The sequence below is a fragment of the Pantoea sp. sgz302252 genome (assembly GCF_042610525.1).
In the GTDB taxonomy this organism is placed as follows: Bacteria; Pseudomonadota; Gammaproteobacteria; order Enterobacterales; family Enterobacteriaceae; genus Erwinia.
Window position 1 is genome coordinate 783514 of sequence record NZ_JBHDVM010000001.1, and the last position, 19529, is coordinate 803042.

At 56.9% G+C, this 19529-nt stretch carries 16 protein-coding genes; 13 read left to right on the forward strand and 3 right to left on the reverse strand.

Annotated elements, in window-relative coordinates; genetic code table 11:
- Positions 1-290: 290 nt before the first annotated feature.
- From ACETPC_RS03510 to ACETPC_RS03560, 11 genes are all read left to right on the forward strand, one after another.
- Entirely contained in the window at positions 291-1838 is a 1548-nt protein-coding gene (locus ACETPC_RS03510; protein WP_380178632.1) for a methyl-accepting chemotaxis protein, read from the forward strand.
- Positions 1839-1929: 91 nt separating this feature from the next.
- Positions 1930-3891, forward strand: a complete 1962-nt coding sequence (locus ACETPC_RS03515) for a methyl-accepting chemotaxis protein (RefSeq protein ID WP_380178634.1) — start codon at positions 1930-1932, stop codon at positions 3889-3891.
- A gap of 141 nt (positions 3892-4032) precedes the next feature.
- Positions 4033-4122, forward strand: coding sequence for a K(+)-transporting ATPase subunit F (gene kdpF / locus ACETPC_RS03520; protein ID WP_380178636.1), 90 nt, complete (start codon positions 4033-4035; stop codon positions 4120-4122).
- Complete coding sequence (gene kdpA / locus ACETPC_RS03525) at positions 4122-5807, forward strand: potassium-transporting ATPase subunit KdpA (protein ID WP_380178638.1); 1686 nt, start codon at positions 4122-4124, stop codon at positions 5805-5807. Before kdpF ends, kdpA begins: the two co-directional genes overlap by 1 nt.
- Positions 5804-7831 (forward strand): potassium-transporting ATPase subunit KdpB, encoded by a 2028-nt coding sequence (gene kdpB, locus ACETPC_RS03530; protein ID WP_380178640.1) that lies wholly within the window; start codon positions 5804-5806, stop codon positions 7829-7831. Before kdpA ends, kdpB begins: the two co-directional genes overlap by 4 nt.
- 10 nt (positions 7832-7841) lie before the next feature.
- Entirely contained in the window at positions 7842-8417 is a 576-nt protein-coding gene (gene kdpC, locus ACETPC_RS03535; protein WP_380178642.1) for a potassium-transporting ATPase subunit KdpC, read from the forward strand.
- A 9-nt stretch (positions 8418-8426) separates the two neighbouring features.
- On the forward strand, positions 8427-11090 hold the full coding sequence (gene kdpD, locus ACETPC_RS03540) for a two-component system sensor histidine kinase KdpD (protein WP_380178644.1): 2664 nt from the start codon (positions 8427-8429) through the stop codon (positions 11088-11090).
- Entirely contained in the window at positions 11087-11764 is a 678-nt protein-coding gene (gene kdpE, locus ACETPC_RS03545) for a two-component system response regulator KdpE (RefSeq protein ID WP_380178646.1), read from the forward strand. Before kdpD ends, kdpE begins: the two co-directional genes overlap by 4 nt.
- A 121-nt stretch (positions 11765-11885) precedes the next feature.
- Positions 11886-12566: an ATP-dependent Clp protease proteolytic subunit gene (locus ACETPC_RS03550; protein ID WP_380178648.1), complete on the forward strand. Its 681-nt coding sequence runs from the start codon at positions 11886-11888 to the stop codon at positions 12564-12566.
- A gap of 192 nt (positions 12567-12758) precedes the next feature.
- Positions 12759-12977, forward strand: coding sequence for a hypothetical protein (locus ACETPC_RS03555; RefSeq protein WP_380178650.1), 219 nt, complete (start codon positions 12759-12761; stop codon positions 12975-12977).
- 408 nt (positions 12978-13385) lie between these two features.
- Positions 13386-14279 (forward strand): SDR family oxidoreductase, encoded by an 894-nt coding sequence (locus ACETPC_RS03560; RefSeq protein WP_380178652.1) that lies wholly within the window; start codon positions 13386-13388, stop codon positions 14277-14279.
- A 78-nt stretch (positions 14280-14357) separates the two neighbouring features.
- Here the strand turns inward: ACETPC_RS03560 and otnK are convergent, their stop codons facing one another.
- Positions 14358-15626, reverse strand: a complete 1269-nt coding sequence (gene otnK / locus ACETPC_RS03565; RefSeq protein ID WP_380178654.1) for a 3-oxo-tetronate kinase — start codon at positions 15624-15626, stop codon at positions 14358-14360.
- 3 nt (positions 15627-15629) lie between these two features.
- Positions 15630-16295 (reverse strand): arylsulfatase, encoded by a 666-nt coding sequence (locus ACETPC_RS03570; RefSeq protein ID WP_380178656.1) that lies wholly within the window; start codon positions 16293-16295, stop codon positions 15630-15632.
- A gap of 238 nt (positions 16296-16533) precedes the next feature.
- On the opposite strand from ACETPC_RS03570, the gene ACETPC_RS03575 reads away from it, so the two are divergent.
- Entirely contained in the window at positions 16534-17769 is a 1236-nt protein-coding gene (locus ACETPC_RS03575) for an alpha-hydroxy-acid oxidizing protein (RefSeq protein ID WP_380178658.1), read from the forward strand.
- Positions 17770-17781: 12 nt separating this feature from the next.
- The gene (locus tag ACETPC_RS03580) at positions 17782-18477 is read left to right on the forward strand and encodes a molybdate ABC transporter substrate-binding protein (RefSeq protein WP_380178660.1); all 696 of its coding nucleotides are present in this window, start codon (positions 17782-17784) and stop codon (positions 18475-18477) included.
- A gap of 2 nt (positions 18478-18479) precedes the next feature.
- Here the strand turns inward: ACETPC_RS03580 and ACETPC_RS03585 are convergent, their stop codons facing one another.
- Entirely contained in the window at positions 18480-19517 is a 1038-nt protein-coding gene (locus tag ACETPC_RS03585; protein ID WP_380178662.1) for a LacI family DNA-binding transcriptional regulator, read from the reverse strand.
- Positions 19518-19529: the final 12 nt, after the last annotated feature.

Genomic DNA, 19529 nt, shown 5'->3' on the forward strand with positions numbered 1-19529 from the left:
AATAAATATTCATCATTTATTTAACAAGGAAGAGTGATGGCGATCGGCTTTCCGGCCCGGAAAAAAAGAAGAGTGTAATAGGGATCAAACCAAACTTATTGTGACAACGTCACACTTACATCATCTTTGTCCTGAAGGCAAAACCCCTGTGGTGAAAGCATCAGGCAGAGTTAAGCCGATGATATTACTGGCTAAGCAATACATTCATCTGCCCTGCCCGCGGTAGCACTAAATCTTTATGCTGAAATGCCGATACAGAAGACATCCTATTCCCTCTTAAGGCTATAAAGATGTCCCTGAAAAGATCGTCGCTTCTGGTTCTGCTGTTTCTGTTTATTATTTTCTTTGCCAGCATGATCGCCAACGTCTGGTTGCTGACCCGTAGCAACGCGTCGCTGGATGCGGTAAATAAAGAGATACGCGTGGTGCTCTCTATTATCGACCCGATCAACCACAGCCGTACTCTGCGTGTGCGCGTGATGGAGTATATGAAGACGGCAGAAAATAGCGATGTTTTGCCTTCTGAGCAGACTATGAGTGGACTGAACGACGTACTGGGCAAAGCGGACAAGGCGTTTCAGAGCTATCTGGCGGCGCCAAAGCTGGCTGACGAAGCCGCGCTGGCGGACGAGTACCGGACAACTTATGAAGCCTATCGCCATCAGGGCATCGACCCGCTGCTAAATGCGGCCAAAGCCAATGACCAGACGCGCTTTAAGGCGCAATTGCCGACCGTAATTGCTCTCGATCGCCAGTATGAAATCGTGCTGGATAAAGTACTGGCGCTGCATGAGCAATACGCCAAACGTCTTAACAACGAAGCTCAGGATCATTTCACCTTCGGTATTGGCCTGATTATCGCTTTCGGCGTGCTGTTCCTGATTGTGATTGCGGGCGTATTGGTGTTCCTGAAACGCTATGTGCTTAGCCCACTCGACAGCGCTAAAACGCACTGTAGCCAGATTGCCCAGGGTATTCTGGATACGCCGGTACCGGTCATTGCCTCTTCCCGCAGCGAAATTCAGGATTTGATGGGCACTATGGAGCAGATGCGCCGCTCGCTGACCGATATTATCAGCCAGGTACGCAACTCTACGCAGACCGTTTCTCATGCCTCGCAGGAAATCGCCGCTGGTAACGTTGATTTGGCCTCGCGTACCGAGCAGCAGGCAGCCGCGCTGACGCAAACCGCCGCCAGCATGGAAGAGCTGGGCGCCACGGTGAAGCAGAACACGGAAAACGTTTTTGAAGCCAGCCGCCTTACCAGCGAAGCCGTTAAAAACGCTAAAAGCGGTGAAAAAGTGGCGCAGGAAGTTATCGTCACTATGGGGCTAATCAACAACAGCTCGAAGAAGATCGAAGATATCACCGGCGTGATTAACAGTATCGCTTTCCAGACCAATATCCTGGCGCTGAACGCGGCGGTGGAAGCGGCACGCGCTGGCGAACAGGGCCGCGGCTTTGCTGTGGTAGCAGGCGAAGTACGTAACCTGGCCCAGCGCAGCGCGGTAGCGGCGAAAGAGATTGAAAGTCTGATTACTGAATCCGTGGCTAATATCAAAGCGGGTTCTGACCAGGTGAGCCGCACTGGCGAAGCTATTGGCGCGATTATCGCCTCAGTAAGCCAGGTCGACGTGCTGATGGAACATATCTCAACGGCTTCTGACGAACAGAGCCGCGGCATCAGCCAGATTGAACAGGCGGTTACCGAGATGGACAGCGTCACCCAGCAAAACTCCGCGCTGGTGCAGGAGTCAGCGGCAGCATCCGCCTCGCTGGAAGAACAAGTTCACTACCTTAACCATTCTGTTGCTACTTTCCGCCTGTCCGAAGCCTGATTTCCCCAGCCCCGGCAAACCGCCGCCGGGGCTTCACAATAACAATAAGCAGCAATGTCCCCACGCGGACTATCTATTTAACGAGAACACCATGGCAAAAATCGCTAAGATCTGGAATGCTCTGCTTCCGGCAAAACTCAATCCGCTGGCCGGGCGACCGGTCAGCAACACTTACGACTGCCGCGCTCTGCCGACCTCTTTCGGCAGCCTGGGCGCAGGCTCGGGCAAAGGCTTACTGATGGTATTTGTGCCGCCAGAAGCGGACTTTGCCCGCGTCAACGACGCCTGGCAGAAGCTGAGCGCGCCGGGCCGCACCGTGCTGGCTATCTCTTCAACCGGGGCGCTTTGCGCGCAGAAAGGCCGCTCTGCCTACTGCGCCACTAATGGCCCGCAGGGCAGCTGGTTATGGCTGCCTGAGCGAACCATCGCCCGTCATGAAGTCCATACTATCGATCTACAGGTGCCGCGCGGCGCCAGCGTCAGCCAGCGCATTGCCAGCATTCGCGTCCAGCTTGACCGGCTACAGGTTGGTATGCCGCTCTCTGCCGAAGAGACTTTCGCTATGATTTACTGCGATGGCCTCTCCTCATCCGAAGGCTTTCTGATGCAGGCCTGGTACGACAGCGGTCGTTTCCCCTGCCTGGCGATCGGCGGCTCGGCGGGCGGGCGCACCGACTTTCAGAATACCTGGATGGCCACCAGCGGCCAGCTGTTGCAGAACAAAGCGGTGATCGTTTTTTGCCGCATGGCAAAAGGCAAATCCTTTGCGCCGTTTAAAAGCCAAAACTTCCAGGCGACTTCGCAAAGCTGGCTGGTGGCAGAAGCCGATCCCGTTGCGCGCACTGTCACCTCGCTGTTTGATGCCAAAGGCCGCCAGCAGCCGATTGTAAAGGTGCTTGCCGACTATTTACGCTGCCAGCCGGAACAGCTTGAGCAAAAGCTGAAAGGCAAAACCTTTGGCGTAAAGGTGGCGGACGAATATTTTATCCGCTCCGTGGCAAAAATCGATGCAGCCAGCCTCTCCTTCTTTTGTGACCTGGAATTCGGCGATCGCCTTTATTTGCTGGAAGCGGGCGATTTTGTCTCCGCCACGCGTAAAGACTGGGATAAATTTGTTGCCGCCAGAGGCAAGCCGACCGGGCTGCTGCTCAATGACTGCCTGCTGCGCCGCCTGAACAACCCGGAAAGCCTGCCAGCGGCAGAGCTGTTTGACGGCGTACCCGCTGCGGGCTTCTCCAGCTTTGGCGAAATTTTTGGCGTGCCGATTAACCAGACGCTCTCCGCCCTCGCCTTTTTCGATCGCGACGTGAAAGCCATGAGCCGCTTCCCGATTGAGTATGCTGACTATGCCGGGCATTATGCTCAGCGCTCGCTGCGCCGCTGGGAAGCGCTGCATACGCTGCAAACGGACGTTATTGATAAGGTGATCGACTACCAACGACAAATTGGCCCGGTGGTGAGCACTTTCCCGCTGCTGGAAAAAGCCACCAACCGCCAGAGCGAAGCGCTGGATGTCGCTGGCGTCAATATTGGCGCCATTGGCGAAGCGGCCACGGTCACGCTACAGGCGCAGGATGAGCTGGGTCTGGAAATCGGCGAGCTGGAAAAACTTTCGCAGGGCATTACGCACATCACCAGCGGTATCAGCACTATTGCCGACCAGACCAACCTGCTGGCGCTGAACGCGGCGGTGGAAGCGGCCCGCGCGGGCTCTGCCGGACGCGGTTTTGCGGTGGTAGCGGAAGAAGTGCGCCGCCTGGCCCGTTCTTCTAAAGAACAGGCTGATGCAACGCGCGAAAGTATCAACGAAACCATCGCCACTATCGCCCGCATTAAAATGACGGCGTCGAAAACGGTCGCAACTACCGAGGATATGGCGCAAAAAAGCCTTTCCGCTCGTGGAGAGATCGCCAGCCTCAGCGAACAAAACAGCGCCGAACGCAGCGGTATGGCGGAAAACATCGATCGGCTGAAAAATGCTGCCGACGGTATGGATGCCATGCACAAAGCCGTAGCGCAGCTTACCGTACTGCAGGATTTAGTGCGTTCCTGATTGTCCTTTCACTGACGAGGCCGCCAGCGCGGCCTCGTGTATTTTTATACTTTTTTTATATCTTCCCACCCTATTTTTGCAAAATCTTTGCGGCCCGCTTTTTACACTCATGGCGAACTGATTCTCTTAATGAGGTGAACCGTGAGCGTTGCGATATTGACCGGCGTGCTGCTGGTAGCGTTGTTGCTGGGCTATCTGCTTTATGCCCTGATTAACGCGGAGGCCTTTTAATGGCGCTCTCCGCATTTTTATTGGTTGCCAGCTATCTGGCAGCGTTACTGCTGCTTGCCAGGCCGCTTGGGCGACTAATAGCACGGCTAATCGATCCTCGTCCTTTACCTTTTGTCGGCGGTCTGGAAACGCTAATCTGGCGGCTTGCTGGCGTGCGCGGCGAAATGCGTTGGCAAAGTTATCTGCTGGCTATTCTGCTGTTTAACGCGCTCGGCTTTGCACTGCTGCTGGCGATCCTGCTGCTGCAGGGCGAGCTGCCGCTGAATCCACAGCGCTTTCCTGGCCTCACCTGGGATTTAGCGCTCAATACCGCGGTCTCCTTTGTCACCAATACTGACTGGCAGGCCTATGCAGGGGAATCTTCCTTAAGCTACTTCAGCCAGATGGCCGGGCTGACAGTGCAAAATTTCCTTTCGGCAGCCAGCGGCATCGCTGTGGCCTTCGCTTTGATCCGTGCTTTTTCACGCCGTTCCGCTACCTCGCTCGGCAACGCCTGGCAGGATTTAACACGCATTGTCCTCTGGCTGCTGCTGCCGCTTGCGCTGCTGTTGGCGCTATTTTTTATTCAACAGGGCGTAATGCAGAACTTCTCCAGCTATTTGCCTTTTACCAGCATTGAAGGTGCGCAACAGCTGCTGCCGATGGGGCCGGTCGCATCACAGGAAGCGATTAAGCTGCTGGGCACTAACGGCGGCGGCTTCTTTAACGCTAACTCCGCGCACCCTTTTGAAAACCCAACCGATATCACCAACCTTGCACAAATGCTGGCGATTTTACTCATCCCGGCCGCGCTCTGTTTCGCTTTTGGCGAGGCCGCGGGCGATAAGCGTCAGGGCCATGCGATCCTGGCCGCGATGGTGATCATCTTTCTGCTTTGCGCCGCCGTTTTGTTCTGGGCTGAGCTTCAGGGCAATCCTGCGCTGCGGGCGCTGGGCGTTAGTAACCTTAATCTTGAAGGAAAAGAGATCCGTTTTGGCATGCTGCCGAGCGCCTTTTACGCGCTGATTACCACGGCAGCTTCATGCGGCGCGGTCAACGCTATGCACGATTCTTTTACCGCGCTGGGTGGCATGATCCCGCTGTGGTTGATGCAGATTGGCGAGGTGATTTTCGGCGGCGTCGGCTCAGGGCTATACGGCATGCTGCTTTTTGTACTGCTGGCAGTGTTTATCGCCGGGCTGATGATCGGACGCACACCGGAGTATTTAGGTAAAAAAATCGACGTGCGGGAAATGAAAATGACGGCGCTGGCGATTCTGGTTACACCCGCGCTGGTGCTGGTCGGCAGCGCGCTGGCGATGATGAGCGAAGCCGGACGCGCGGCCATGCTAAATCCTGGCGCGCACGGTTTTAGCGAAGTGCTTTATGCCCTTTCGTCCGCCGCTAACAACAACGGCAGCGCCTTTGCCGGGCTCTCCGCCAACACGCCTTTCTGGAACCTACTGTTGGCCTTCTGCATGCTGGCAGGCCGCTTTCTGGTTATCGTTCCTGTAATGGCTATTGCCGGATCGCTGGCGGCAAAAACCAGCCAGCCGGCCAGCAGCGGCACCTTGCCCACACACGGCCCGCTGTTTGTTGGTCTGCTGATTGGCACCGTGCTGTTGACCGGCGCTTTAACCTTTATTCCCGCGCTGGCATCCGGCCCGATTGCGGATCATCTGCTGCATGCGGAGACAACTAAATGAAGAATCCGACCTTGTTTGAGCCTGCGCTGCTGCGGCAGGCGCTGTTTGATGCGCTAAAAAAACTTTCGCCGCAGGCACAGTGGCGCAATCCGGTCATGTTCATAGTCTGGATCGGCAGCCTGCTGACCACGCTGCTGGCAATAGCAATGGCGCTGGGTATGGCGGGTGATGCCGGCTTTACCGCCGCTATCAGCCTGTGGCTCTGGTTTACCGTGCTTTTCGCCTGTTTTGCCGAGGCTTTGGCAGAAGGACGCAGCAAGGCGCAGGCTAACAGTTTGAAGAGCGTGCAGAAAACCGCTTTCGCCGTCAGGCTACAAGAGCCTCGGCACGATTCGCCTTCAGAAAAAATTGCCGCCAGCGAACTGCGCAAAGGCGATATCGTTCTTGCCAGCGCGGGCGATATCATTCCCTGCGATGGTGAAGTAATTGAGGGCGGCGCGTCGGTAGATGAAAGCGCCATCACCGGCGAGTCGGCGCCGGTTATCCGCGAATCCGGCGGCGATTTTGCTTCAGTCACCGGCGGTACCCGCCTGCTTTCCGACTGGCTGGTGATCCGCTGTACCGCCAATCCCGGCGAGTCCTTTCTCGACAGCATGATTGCGATGGTGGAAGGTGCCAGCCGCCGTAAAACGCCTAACGAAATCGCCCTGACTATTCTGCTGATCGCCCTGACGCTGGTCTTTCTGCTGGCGACCGCCACCCTGTGGCCTTTTTCGGCCTGGAGCGGCACGCCGGTCAGCGTAACCGTGCTGATCGCATTGCTGGTTTGTCTGATCCCGACCACTATCGGCGGCCTGCTCTCGGCTATCGGCGTGGCTGGCATGAGCCGCATGCTGGGCGCAAACGTGATTGCCACCAGCGGCCGTGCCGTAGAAGCGGCTGGCGATGTCGATATCCTGCTGTTGGATAAAACCGGCACCATTACCCTTGGCAATCGTCAGGCCTCCGATTTTCTGCCCGCATCCGGCGTCGAGGAGCAGCGCCTGGCGGACGCCGCGCAGCTTGCCTCGCTGGCCGACGAAACGCCGGAAGGCCGCAGCATTGTGATCCTGGCTAAGCAGCGCTTTAATCTGCGCGAGCGTGATTTACAGCAGCTTCAGGCTACCTTTATCCCTTTTACCGCTCAGACGCGCATGAGCGGCATCAGCCTGCCGCAGCGCAGCATTCGTAAAGGATCGGCAGAGGCAATACGCCGCCATATGGCTGCCAGCGGTGGCCTGTTTCCTGCGGAGATCGATGAAAAAGTCAACGAGGTCGCGCGCCAGGGCGGTACGCCGCTGGTAGTAGCGGAAAACCAGCAGGTACTGGGCGTCATCGCCCTACGCGATATCGTTAAAGGCGGCATTAAAGAACGCTTCGCCGAGCTGCGCAAAATGGGTATTCGCACCGTCATGATTACCGGCGACAACCCGCTGACCGCTGCCGCTATTGCCGCCGAGGCGGGCGTGGATGATTTTCTGGCCGAAGCAACGCCGGAAGCGAAGCTGGCGCTAATCCGCCAGTATCAGGCGGAAGGCAGGCTGGTAGCGATGACCGGCGACGGCACTAATGACGCGCCCGCGCTGGCTCAGGCCGATGTGGCGGTAGCAATGAACTCCGGCACCCAGGCGGCCAAAGAGGCAGGCAATATGGTCGATCTCGACTCCAGCCCCACTAAACTGATCGAAGTTGTGCATATCGGCAAGCAGATGCTGATGACGCGAGGCTCACTGACAACCTTCAGCCTTGCCAACGACGTGGCGAAATATTTCGCCATTATTCCGGCGGCGTTCGCCGCCAGCTATCCCCAGTTCAGCGCGCTGAACCTGATGCATTTGCATTCGCCCTCTTCGGCGATTTTGAGCGCGGTCATTTTTAATGCGTTGATCATTATTTTTCTTATTCCGCTGGCGCTTAAAGGCGTCAGCTACAAGCCGCTCAGCGCCGCCGCGCTGCTGCGCCGCAATCTGCTGCTTTACGGTCTGGGCGGACTGGCGCTGCCCTTTGTCGGCATCAAGCTTATCGATCTGCTTCTTCAGCTTTAGGAGGTTTACCGTGTCGCAACTGCGTCCCGCGCTTTGTTTAATGGTGTTTTTATTGCTGCTGACCGGCGGCGCTTATCCGCTGCTGACCACGCTGCTCGGTCAGTGGCTTTTTCCACAGCAGGCAGGCGGCTCCCTGCTGATGCAAAAAGGCGAAATCCGCGGCTCGCGCCTGCTGGGCCAGGCTTTTAGCGAGGAAAAATATTTTCATGGTCGCCCTTCGGCCACGGCGGAAACCCCTTATAATCCGCTGGCGAGCGGCGGCAGTAACCTGGCGGTTGGCAATCCAGCGCTGGATAAGCTTTTCGCCGAACGTTTGCTCGCCCTTTGCTCGGAGAATCCGGACGCCAGCGGCGCGGCGCCGGTCGATCTGTTGACCGCTTCCGCCAGCGGGCTGGATAACGGCATCTCGCCAGAGGCCGCCCGCTGGCAGATACCGCGCGTGGCAAAAGCACGCCAGCTACCGCCGGAAAAGGTTAGCGAGCTTATCGCAGCCTACACCCGCTATCCGCTTTTCACCTTTAGCGGCCAGCCCTGGGTCAATTTACCCGAGCTGAATCTCGCGCTGGATGAAATGCAGGCAAAATAAGGAACCGGAATGGTCGATTCGCTCCGCCCCAATCCCGACAGGCTATTGCAGCATGCCAACGACAGGCCGCGCGGCAAGCTAAAAATTTTCTTCGGCGCCTGCGCGGGCGTTGGCAAAACCTGGGCGATGCTACAGGAAGCGCGACGGCTGCATGCGCTTCATCTGGATGTGATGGTCGGCGTAGTGGAAACGCACGGCAGGCAGGAAACGGCGGCATTGCTGCACGGCTTGCCGCGACTACCGCAGCAGCAGCGGCAGCATCGGGGCCGCCAGCTGGAGGAGTTCGATCTCGACGCCGCGCTGGCGCATCATCCTGCCGTGATCCTGATGGACGAACTGGCGCACAGCAACGCACCTGGCTCGCGCCATCCCAAACGCTGGCAGGATGTCAAAGAACTGTTGGCGGCAGGTATCGATGTGCTGGCTACCGTCAACGTTCAGCATCTGGAAAGCCTGAATGATATCGTTAACGGCGTAACCGGCGTTCAGGTGCGCGAAACGCTGCCCGATCCTTTTTTCGACGCTGCGGATGAAATCATTCTGGTAGATTTGCCGCCTGACGACCTGCTGCTGCGTCTTAAACAGGGCAAGGTTTACACCGGTGATAATGCCGACCGGGCGGCGGAGCATTTTTTCCGCAAGGGCAACCTCATCGCCTTGCGCGAACTGGCGCTGCGGCGAGCCGCCGAGCGGGTGGATGATCAAATGCAGGCCTGGCGCGACGGGCGAGGCCGCGAAAAAGTCTGGCATACACGGGATGCCGTATTGCTTTGCGTAGGCTATGAAGAAGGCAGTGAAAAACTGGTCAGGACTGCGGCGCGTCTGGCGGCAAGATTAGGCAGCGAATGGCATGCGATTAGCGTCGAAACCTCTGCGAGGCTGAGCAAACAGCAGCGCCGCACCGCGCTGGCTTCGCTTCGCCTGGCCCGGCAGCTGGGCGCGGAGAGCGCCGTGCTGGCCGATTCTTCAGCAGATAAGGCAATAGCACGTTATGCCCGCGAGCATGACCTCGGCAAAGTAGTGCTGGGAAGAGACAGCGTCCGCCGTTGGTTTCGGCCGCTTTCGCTGGCAGAGCGCCTGGCGGCCCGTGCGCCTGAGCTTGACCTTATTATTGTCGCTCCCGGCGATAAACCGGCCTGCACCGCCGCGCCGCCGTTAAAATCGGCTCGCCGCTGGCGTCAGGGCATGCAGGGCTGTTTGCTGGCAACAGCGCTGTGTGCCGCTATCACTTTTATCGCCAGCCGCTGGCTGCCAGCCTTTGATCCCGCCAATCTGGTGATGCTTTATCTGCTGGGCGTGGTCATAGTCGCGTTACAGGCCGGACGCTGGCCTTCAGTATTCGCTACGGCGATCAACGTGATCGCTTTCGATCTCTTTTTCGTCTCGCCACGAGGCACGCTGGCGGTCTCCGATGCCCAGTATCTGCTAACTTTTGGCGTGATGTTGAGCGTCGGCCTGCTTGTCGGCAATCTGACCGCTGGCGTACGCTATCAGGCCCGCATCGCCCGCCATCGCGAAAGGCGAACCGGTCAGCTTTATGCCCTTTCCAGTTCTCTGGCGAAAGCGCGCAGCGCGCAGGAGATAGCAGCGGCAAGCCAGCATGCGGTCTATGCTATTTTCCACACCGATAGCGCGCTGCTTCTGCCTGATGAAAACGACTGCCTGATCAAACAACCGCCTGAGGCAGAAACTTTCCGGCTGGATGAAGGCATTGCCCGCTGGAGTTACGAGCATGGTGAACCGGCGGGCGCAGGCACCGACACGCTTCCCGGCGTCCCTTACCAAATCCTGCCGCTGCGCGTTGCTGAGAAAAATCTGGGCGTGATGGCAGTTGGGTTACAGAACCCGCCGTTTGCGCCGGAACAGCAGCAGCTTTTGGAAACGGTGCTGCTGCTGACGGCCAGCGCGCTGGAGCGTTTACAGTTGACGGCCAGCGAGGAACAGGCTCGCGTGGTTAGTGAACGTGAACAGCTACGGCATTCGCTGCTGGCCGCCCTTTCCCACGATCTGCGTACCCCGCTGACCGTCCTGTTTGGCCAGGTCGAGATACTAACCCTGGATCTGGCAGCCGATAACTTGCCGCAGGCTCGCCAGGCCAGTGATATTCGCCAGCATATTCTTCGCCTGACGCGGCTGGTCAATAACCTGCTGGATATGGCGCGGCTTCAGACCGGCGGTTTTCATCTCAAGCGCGAATGGCTGACGCTGGAAGAAGTTATTGGCAGCGCGCTGGCGACGCTGGAACCCGGCAGCAAGGGACAGCCCGTTGAGCTGGAGATGGCCGACCCGCTGGCTCTGATTCAGGTTGACGGGCCATTATTCGAACGCGTGCTGATTAACCTGCTGGAAAACGCCATGAAATATGCCGGGCCGCTGGCGCAAATCGGTATTCGTGCGCAAACCCAGCCGGGCGAGCTGGAGATTGAAGTCTGGGACAGCGGCCCCGGCCTGCCCGCTGGTCAGGAGCAGGCGCTTTTTGCTAAATTCAGTCGCGGCGAGCGGGAATCGGCGATCCCTGGCGTCGGACTTGGCCTGGCGATTTGTCAGGCGATTATCGACGTGCACGGCGGCGCTATTAGCGCTCATCAACGCCCACAAGGCGGCGCCAGCTTCAGGATTAGCCTGCCGCAGGCGCCGCTACCCGATTTAGCAGAAACAGGTGAAGCGCTGTGACCACCGTACTGATTATCGAAGATGAAAAAGAGATTGGCCGCTTTTTGCGCATCGCGCTGGAAAACGAATCTCTGCGCGTGTTTGAGGCGCAAACGCTGCAGCGCGGCCTGCTGGAGGCCGCCACGCGCAAGCCGGATCTGGTTATCCTGGATTTGGGGTTGCCGGACGGCGATGGCCTGACTTTTTTGCAGGAATTCCGTCAGTGGAGCCAGAAACCGGTGATTGTGCTTTCCGCCCGCAGCGAAGAGGAAGACAAAATCGCCGCGCTGGATGCTGGCGCAGATGATTACCTCACTAAGCCTTTCGGTATCGGCGAACTTCAGGCGCGCCTTCGGGTAGCTCTGCGTCGCTCGGCGCATGAAGCAGACAGCGATCCCGTCTTTACCTTTTCCGATATTCAGGTCGATTTGGCAGCCAGGCGAATTACCCGGGCGGGCGAAGAACTGCACCTGACGCCTATCGAATTCCGACTGCTCGCTGTTTTGTTGAATAATCACGGCAAGGTGATGACGCAACGCCAGCTGCTGGTTCAGGTCTGGGGCCCAAACGCCAGCGAGCACAGCCACTATCTGCGCATCTATATGGGCCATTTACGGCAGAAGCTGGAGGCCGATCCCGCGCGTCCCCGCCATCTGCAAACGGAAACCGGCGTCGGCTACCGCTTCCGGCTGTAGCGTGCTGCTGGCCATGCTTATTTTGTAAACCTCATTTATTTGCCTCTGCTCACAAAATCAGATTTTCTGCGGCAGTATGCTCCTGCCGCGACAAATTATTTGCAGAGATAAAGGGATTTAAATGAAACGCATAACCGCAGTCACTTTATGCGGTGCGCTGGCCTGCTGCGCTTTTTCCGCCGCAGCGGCCATCTCCGTCACGCAGCGCACCGATGGCAGACCGACAAAATTTACCCAAGCCCGCATTTTCTTTAACGGCAACGTAACAGCGAATAAAGCGCTGGAGCTGGCGGAGACGCTACATAAATTTAATCTTAATTACCCGGCGCTGCGGGAGATAACGCTCTATCTCAACAGCTACGGCGGCGATATGGACGGCGGCTATATCGCTGCGCAGGCGGTAGCTAATTCCACTATACCGGTTACCACCGTTAATATATCCATGACGGCTTCTGCCGCTACGCTAATTTATTGCGCGGGCAAGCAGCGGCTTACCCTGCCGCTGGCTACCTTTGTGCTTCATCCTGCCGCAGCGGAAAACAGCGCCCGGCAATATGTTAAAGCGGACGAACTGTTACGGCTTAAACAGCTGACCGACAGATATAATCTTATGTTTAAAAAAACGTATCAACGCTGTACCAGCCTGAGCGAAGAGGCTATCGACGCCCTGCTGGCCAGCGAATCGTCGCGGGCAATGCTGGATGCCAGCCAGGCGGTCACCAGCAAACTGGCGACCGGCATCACGGAAAAGCTGGCACAGGCCGATATTTCGCTTACCCTGACCGACAGCCTGGAGCCTTAATAGCGCGCAGAAAAGGAATGCAAAATGAAAATGAGGTTAATAAAAAAGTATACCGGTACCTGCTCAGGAGGGTCTGTATCTTCCGCAAAGACGCAAAAAGCGCCTTCCATGGCAGCTCAGTACGGGACGTCCCTGTTCCGTAATGCTTTGCTCCAGCTACAGGCCCTCCATCGCTTCAGGTTTAGCAGTCTGATGAAAATCTTTTTTTCTTTATCCCTGGGCGTATTGCTGCTGTGCAGCGGCTGTGCGGTTGAAAACCTGGATCCCGCCAGCGTTCATCCCGCCGCATCGCCCTCACAGCCAGGGATAATGGATAAACCCAGTAAGCAGCAGCGTACCGCTATTATGTCGGGGGATAAGCCTGACTGGAGTCAGGGACCGTCGCCGCGTTATCCTGAAAAGAAACGCTGATCACGTAATCCTCCGGGCTAACGCCAATTGATTTAATAACGTTAGCCTGGGGCGACTCGCTATTTATTTGCAGGCTGGCGTTTAAGACAGACTTTATCAAAAGAGTGGCGATGCTATTTAAATTTACATATTGATAAACTTTCGCCAGGCTAATTATTTAGATCCTGGAAAACCTTCCCGAATTCGACTTTGCTGCTTTATTAGTCAATTGCCCTACATTTTATTATTTTTCTGGCAGCCAAAAATTATTAATGCTTGCTGGTGCAAGCCCCTTAAATGCTGAGGATCTCTAATCAGTAACACAGGTTTTTCAGCAGACTTATTTATTATTTTCACCGTCAAACGTGACAACTATCACATTTGTGCCAGGCTTGTTGTTACGAATTAACACCGAGGAAGGAGCATTTAATGAGCGAACAGACAAAAAAATCGTTGCTGACCGTGGACTATCCAACACCGCCGTTTCCGGAACAGCCGCAGCAGGCACCGGGTCTTGCCAGTAAAATGATCCCCCAGCCCGATCACGGTGAAAAAACTTATCGCGGCTCCGGCCGTTTAGCGGGCAGAAAAGCACTGATCACCGGCGGCGATTCCGGTATTGGCCGGGCCGTTGCTATTGCCTATGCCCGCGAAGGCGCCGATGTTGCCATTGGCTATCTGCCTGAAGAAGAATCAGACGCAGCGGAAGTCATCAAGCTGATTGAGGCAGAAGGCCGTAAAGCGGTGGCGCTACCGGGCGATATTCGCTCTGAAGAATTCTGTAAAAAGCTGGTCAGCGACGCGGTAAGCCAGCTGGGCGGCCTGGATATTCTGGTGAACAATGCTGGTCGTCAGCAGTTCAACGAATCTATCCGTACCCTTAGCACCGAAGATTTTGATGCGACTTTCAAAACCAACGTCTATGCGATGTTCTGGATCACCAAAGCAGCTGTAGATCATATTCCACGCGGCGGCGCTATTATCAACACCTCTTCCGTGCAGGCCTATAGCCCAAGCGCTATTCTGCTGGATTACGCTCAGACTAAAGCTTCTATCGCCGCCTTTACCAAAGCGCTGGCGCAACAGCTGGGCGAGGAAGGTATTCGCGTGAATGCGGTAGCGCCAGGCCCTTACTGGACGCCATTGCAGTCCAGCGGCGGCCAGCCACAGGAAAAAGTAAAAGAGTTTGGCGGCAGCGCGCCGTTGGGCCGTCCGGGACAGCCGGCAGAAATCGCGCCGCTTTACGTTACCCTGGCCTCAACGGAATCCAGCTATACCTCCGGTCAGGTCTGGTGTTCTGATGGCGGCACCGGTACGCTGTAACCAGTCCGGCTGTTACCATAATTAATTTAGCCCGGCCCTCGTCAATGAGGGACGGGCTTTTTACTTCCCTTCATTTTTTCAGCTTCCGCCTCGCAGTGCGGCAACGGCTTTGGCAAAGAAATCCCGGCTGCCGAAATTGCCGGATTTTAACGCCAGCGCCACTGGATACTCGCCGCGAGAAACCATGGAAGGCACGCCAGGATCTATTTCTGCGCCTATAGTCAGGGCGCCAGGTCCCAGAGCGCTGACCACTGCGCCGGAAGTTTCTCCGCCGCCAACAACAATCCGACGCGTTCCGGTAGCCACCAGCCGCTGCGCGGTCTCACCGAACAGATTATCCAGCGCAGCAGCCACTTTTTCACTTCCATACTTTTGCTGCACCCTTTTTACCGTTTCAGGATCGCCGGAGGAGTAGACCAGCGGCGCGCGGCCCTGGTTTTCGGTAATAAAAGAAATCAGTTTTTCCGGCCCCGTGATGCCTTCCAGCACCTCTTCCACTGCAATCATCATTACCGGATGGCCTTTTTGATGTTCAGCAATTTGCGCGCGCGTGGCGCCGGAACAGCTACCGACCAGGATGGCCTCTGGCCCTTCAATAAAAGGCGCCTGTGCCTGTTTGCCTCGCGCCCGCCCCTGCGAAATAAAATTATGCGGCAGCGCCAGCGCTATCCCCGAGCCACCTGTTAATAGCTTAGCGCCCTGGCAGGCTCGTCCTATAGTGATAAGATCGTGCTCGCTAATCGCATCTACCAGTACTAAAGTCCGTTCCGTTTGGCTGTTGATGGCCTGCTGCAAAGCCTGCGTGCCCTGTACCACAGTCTGCCAGGGAATATGCGCCACACGGCAGCTACTCTGCTGTCGCAGCACGCGGCGTAAATCCGCATCCTTCATCGGCGTTAGCGGATGGTGCTCCATACCCGATTCGTTTAGCGGTCTGTCGTGAACAAAAAGGTGACCCTGATAAAGGGTACGCCCCAAAGCAGGGAAAGCCGGGCACATTACTACGCTCTGTACATCCAGCAGCGCCGCCAGTGCTTCCGTCACCGGGCCAATATTGCCCGCCTGCGTTGAGTCGAAGGTCGAACAATATTTAAAAACGATCTGCTCGCAGCCCTGTTCCAGCAGCCAACGGCAGGCCGCTGTAGCTTGCGCAACCGCCTCATCAGCAGAAACAGAGCGGCTTTTTAAAGCCACCACGCCCGCTTCTACCTCTGCCTCCGCCGGTTCCGTCGGGACACCGATATACTGCGTGGTGTTCAGACCGCCTTCCCCAATTAGCCCTTTTGCCAGCGTCGCCGCGATATCGCTGGCCCCGGTAAAATCATCTGCAATTACGCCAATTAACACGGGTTACTCCTTAGCGGCGGCAAGCACGCTGGCTTTCATTCGTTTAACGGCGGCATGCGGCGCGGTCAGCACTGGAATAGCCACTTGTTCACGTACGCTTTCGGCAGCGCGTGAAGTTGAGAAATGGGCAAGCATAATAACGTCGCAGTGCGCCAGCTCTTTCGCCCGTGCGGCAACCAGGCGGTTGTGGCTCTCCGCATCGCCTTTTTTTAACAGATCGATGGCGTCATCCACCAGTATCGTGGTTAGTTTCGCCTGCGAGTCGTGCTGTGACACATACTCATCAAATTCGTCGGTCATGGTTTCAACCGCCGGGCCAAAGGTCGCCAGCATGCCGATATTTTTCCCCTGCGCCACCGCCTCCATAAACATCGCCTCATTGGGTTTATGCACCGGCACCGGCAAGGTAGCGCTTAGCCGGTCAATAGCCGGACCAAAGGCTGAACAGGTAACCAGAATGCCCTGTGCCTGCATAGAGAAACCATACTCGCCCAGCCGGACAAAGCGGTCGGTCAGCGCTAATGAAAGGCCCTTTTCCCTGGCGCGATCCACAGAGAGTCCGTCATCAAGCAGGTTAATGGCTTCCGCTTCTGGCCAGACTTCATTGAAGGCCGCATGAATGGGAGCCATCGCTACCGGCGTGGCGTGCAGTAATACGATTCTGTTCATCCTTTTCTCCTGATGAGGCTGCTTTGAGCGCGCCCGTCACGGCGCGCCTTTCAATGTAAGGGCTTACAAAAGTCTCTGTAAAGTGAACTGCGTCACATAAAACGCGCCGGACGGCGCCGCGCTGTTATTGAAATGTTAGCGATTATTAGCCAGAATTGAAAGCGCTTACAAAATTCGTCGTATTTTTGTTCTTTCCGATGCCCTACTGACCCTTAACTAACAGATGCTGAGACCGCCTATGACTTCACCTGCTAATACTTCTACCGTTGCCGTGGTGCCGGGCGCGGCGCCTACCGTCGGCAATCCGGCCCTGAAAAAGGTTCCGCGTCATTTTCGCGACCTGCTGGCGCTGGAAGACTTTGAGCGGCATGCCCGCCGTCGCCTGCCGGATATGATTTATCAGTACGTGGCGGGCGGCGTGGAAACCGGACGCGGCATTGCCGGAAATTTTGAAGCCTACCGGCAATATACTTTTGTGCCACGCATGTTCCGGGACGTTTCCGGCCGCGATCAGCGCACCACTTTATTTGGTCATACTTACCAGCACCCCTTTGGCGTCGCGCCGCTGGGCGGTGCCTCTTTCGTTGCCTATCAGGCTGATATCGCGCTGGCAAAAGCGGCCAGAGAGATGAACGTGCCGATGATCCTCAGCGCCTCTTCGCTGATTAAACTTGAAGACGTCCATGCCGCTAATCCGGATGCCTGGTTCCAGGCTTATCTGGCTGGCGACCAGCCGCGTATCGATCGGCTAATCGATCGCGTTGCGGCGGCGGGCTATGAAACGCTGGTGGTTACCGGCGATACGCCGATGCTGGGCAACCGCGAGCACAATACGCGCAGCGGTTTCAGTATGCCGATTAAGATCACGCCGAAAGTCGCTTTTCAGAGCGCCATGAATCCGCGCTGGCTGCTGGGTACGGTTGCGCAAACCTTTCTGCGTCACGGTGCGCCGCATTTTGAAAATACCGACGCGGAGCGTGGGCCGCCAATGATGTCGAGCAAGGTACGTAATACGCATGCCCGCGACAAATTGTGTTGGAAAAATGTCGAGGCGATTCGCAAAAAGTGGCCTGGCAATCTGGTCATTAAGGGCCTGATGTCACCGGATGATGCTTTTATCGCGCGCGACCTGGGCGCGGACGCGGTGATCCTCTCTAATCATGGCGGCCGCCAGCTGGATCATACCGTGCCGCCGCTGGTGACGCTGCCGGAGATTGCCGCGAAGAAAGGCTCGATGAAAGTTATTATCGACAGCGGCATTCGACGCGGCACTGATGTAATGAAAGCGATGGCGCTGGGCGCGGATTTTGTTTTTCTGGGCAGGCCGTTTCTTTACGGCGCTGTGATTGATGGCCAGGCGGGCGTCGAACACGCTATGCATATCCTGCGCGACGAAATCGACCGCGATCTGGCATTAATCGGCGTTCGCACGCCGGGCGAACTGGACAGCAGCTATCTGCGCAAAACAGGTTAAAGGAAAAACACCATGAGCGATAAAACTCTTCATCTTTTTAGCGTGCTGGCCATCCGCGCACCCTTTACCGCCGTGCAGCAAGCCTGGCAAGAGGCTTATAGCGATCGGCCGCTGGCGATCGACTGGAATCCTACCTCGGTGATTGAAAAAAAGATTGCCGACGGCGCGACGGCAGATGCGGTTATCGTCACCGCCGAAGCCATGGACAGGCTGATAGCCCAGGGCCTGGTTAAGGCCGACAGCCGGGTCGAGTTGGTGGATTCACCGCTGGGCCTGGCAATGCTGCCCGATGCTGTCGCGCCCGATATCAGTAACCTTGCGGCTTTTAAACAGGCGCTGCTGGCAGCCAAATCGGTGTGTTATTCGCTTGGCGGCGCAAGCGGGATCTATTTCCAAACGTTATTGAAAAAACTGGATATAGCGGAAGAGATCGACGCGCGCGCCACCACTATTGCCGAAGGCTTTACCGCAGAACAGCTGCTGGCTGGCAAGGCGGATATAGCGGTGCAGCAAATCAGCGAACTGCTGATGGTTGAAGGTATTAAAGTCATCGGCCCGCTACCGCCCGGCGCGCAGAAAGTGCTTTCTTTCTCCGGCGGCGTATTTACGCGGGCGGCGGAGCCTGCAGCCGCTGCCGCCCTGCTGGATTTCCTGCGGGCGGAGAAAGCGATGCAGGCTTTTACGGCTTTTGGCCTGACTGCGCGCTGAGTTTAGATTTTAGGATCGCGCGGCGCGGAACCTGTGCTACCGCGTACGATCAGCTCCGGCTTTAGCTCGGTTTGGGTTGGCGCAGCTTCACCATGCAGCTTCGCCAGCAGATAATCTGCGGCAACCTTGCCTATTTTATCCAGCTCCACACGCATAGTGGTTAGCGGACGCTCCAGATGCTCAGCATATTCATAATCGTTAAAGCCGGTAATGGAAATATCGTTTGGAATGCGTAAATAGCGCTCGCTGGCCGCGCGCATAGCGCCGAAGGCCAACAAATCGTTGCCGCAAATTACTGCCGTAGGCGGATTCGGCCCGTCCAACAGGCGAAACATCGCCTGGCGCGCCTGGTTCATGGTGAAGGCGCTGTTAATCAGGTTAGCCTCCTCAAGCCGCAGCCCCGCAGCTGCCAGCGCCTGCCGCGTGCCCGTAATGCGGCTGGAAACGCGATCGTTCGACGGTGGCGTTCCCACAATCACGCCAAAGGCTTTATGCCCCAGGCCCAGCAGGTGCGCGGTCAACTCTTCGGCTGCCAGTTCATTGTCATAGCCCACGCTGGGATAGCGCCTGTCCAGAGAAAAGGTCTGGATGCAGGGAATATTTTGTTGCTCGATCCGTTCCCACAGCCGCGGGTGATGGCTGTTTCCCACCAGCATCAGCGCGTCAATGCCGTACTCCACCAGCTTATTTACCTCTTTCAGCTCGGTATCCGGATCGAAATCGGAATTCGCCAGCAGCATGGTGTAGCCGGAATGGTGGATCTGCTGCTGAAAAGCCGCCAGCGGGCGGGAAAAAGTCTCCGTCGCCAGCGTAGGCACTACGGCGCCTATGGTCATGCTGCGGCGCGAGGCCAGCGTTCGGGCGGCACGATTAATAACATAGCCCAGCTCTTCGCAGGCTCGTTCAACCGCTTCGCGACGTGACTGGCGAACAGAGGCGCTGCCGTTCAGCACCCTGGAAACCGTTGCGGTGGACACGCCCGCGCGCAGGGCGACGTCGTCCAGCGATACGCGGGCGGATGACGAGGGCTTATCGGACATCTTCTGACTCCA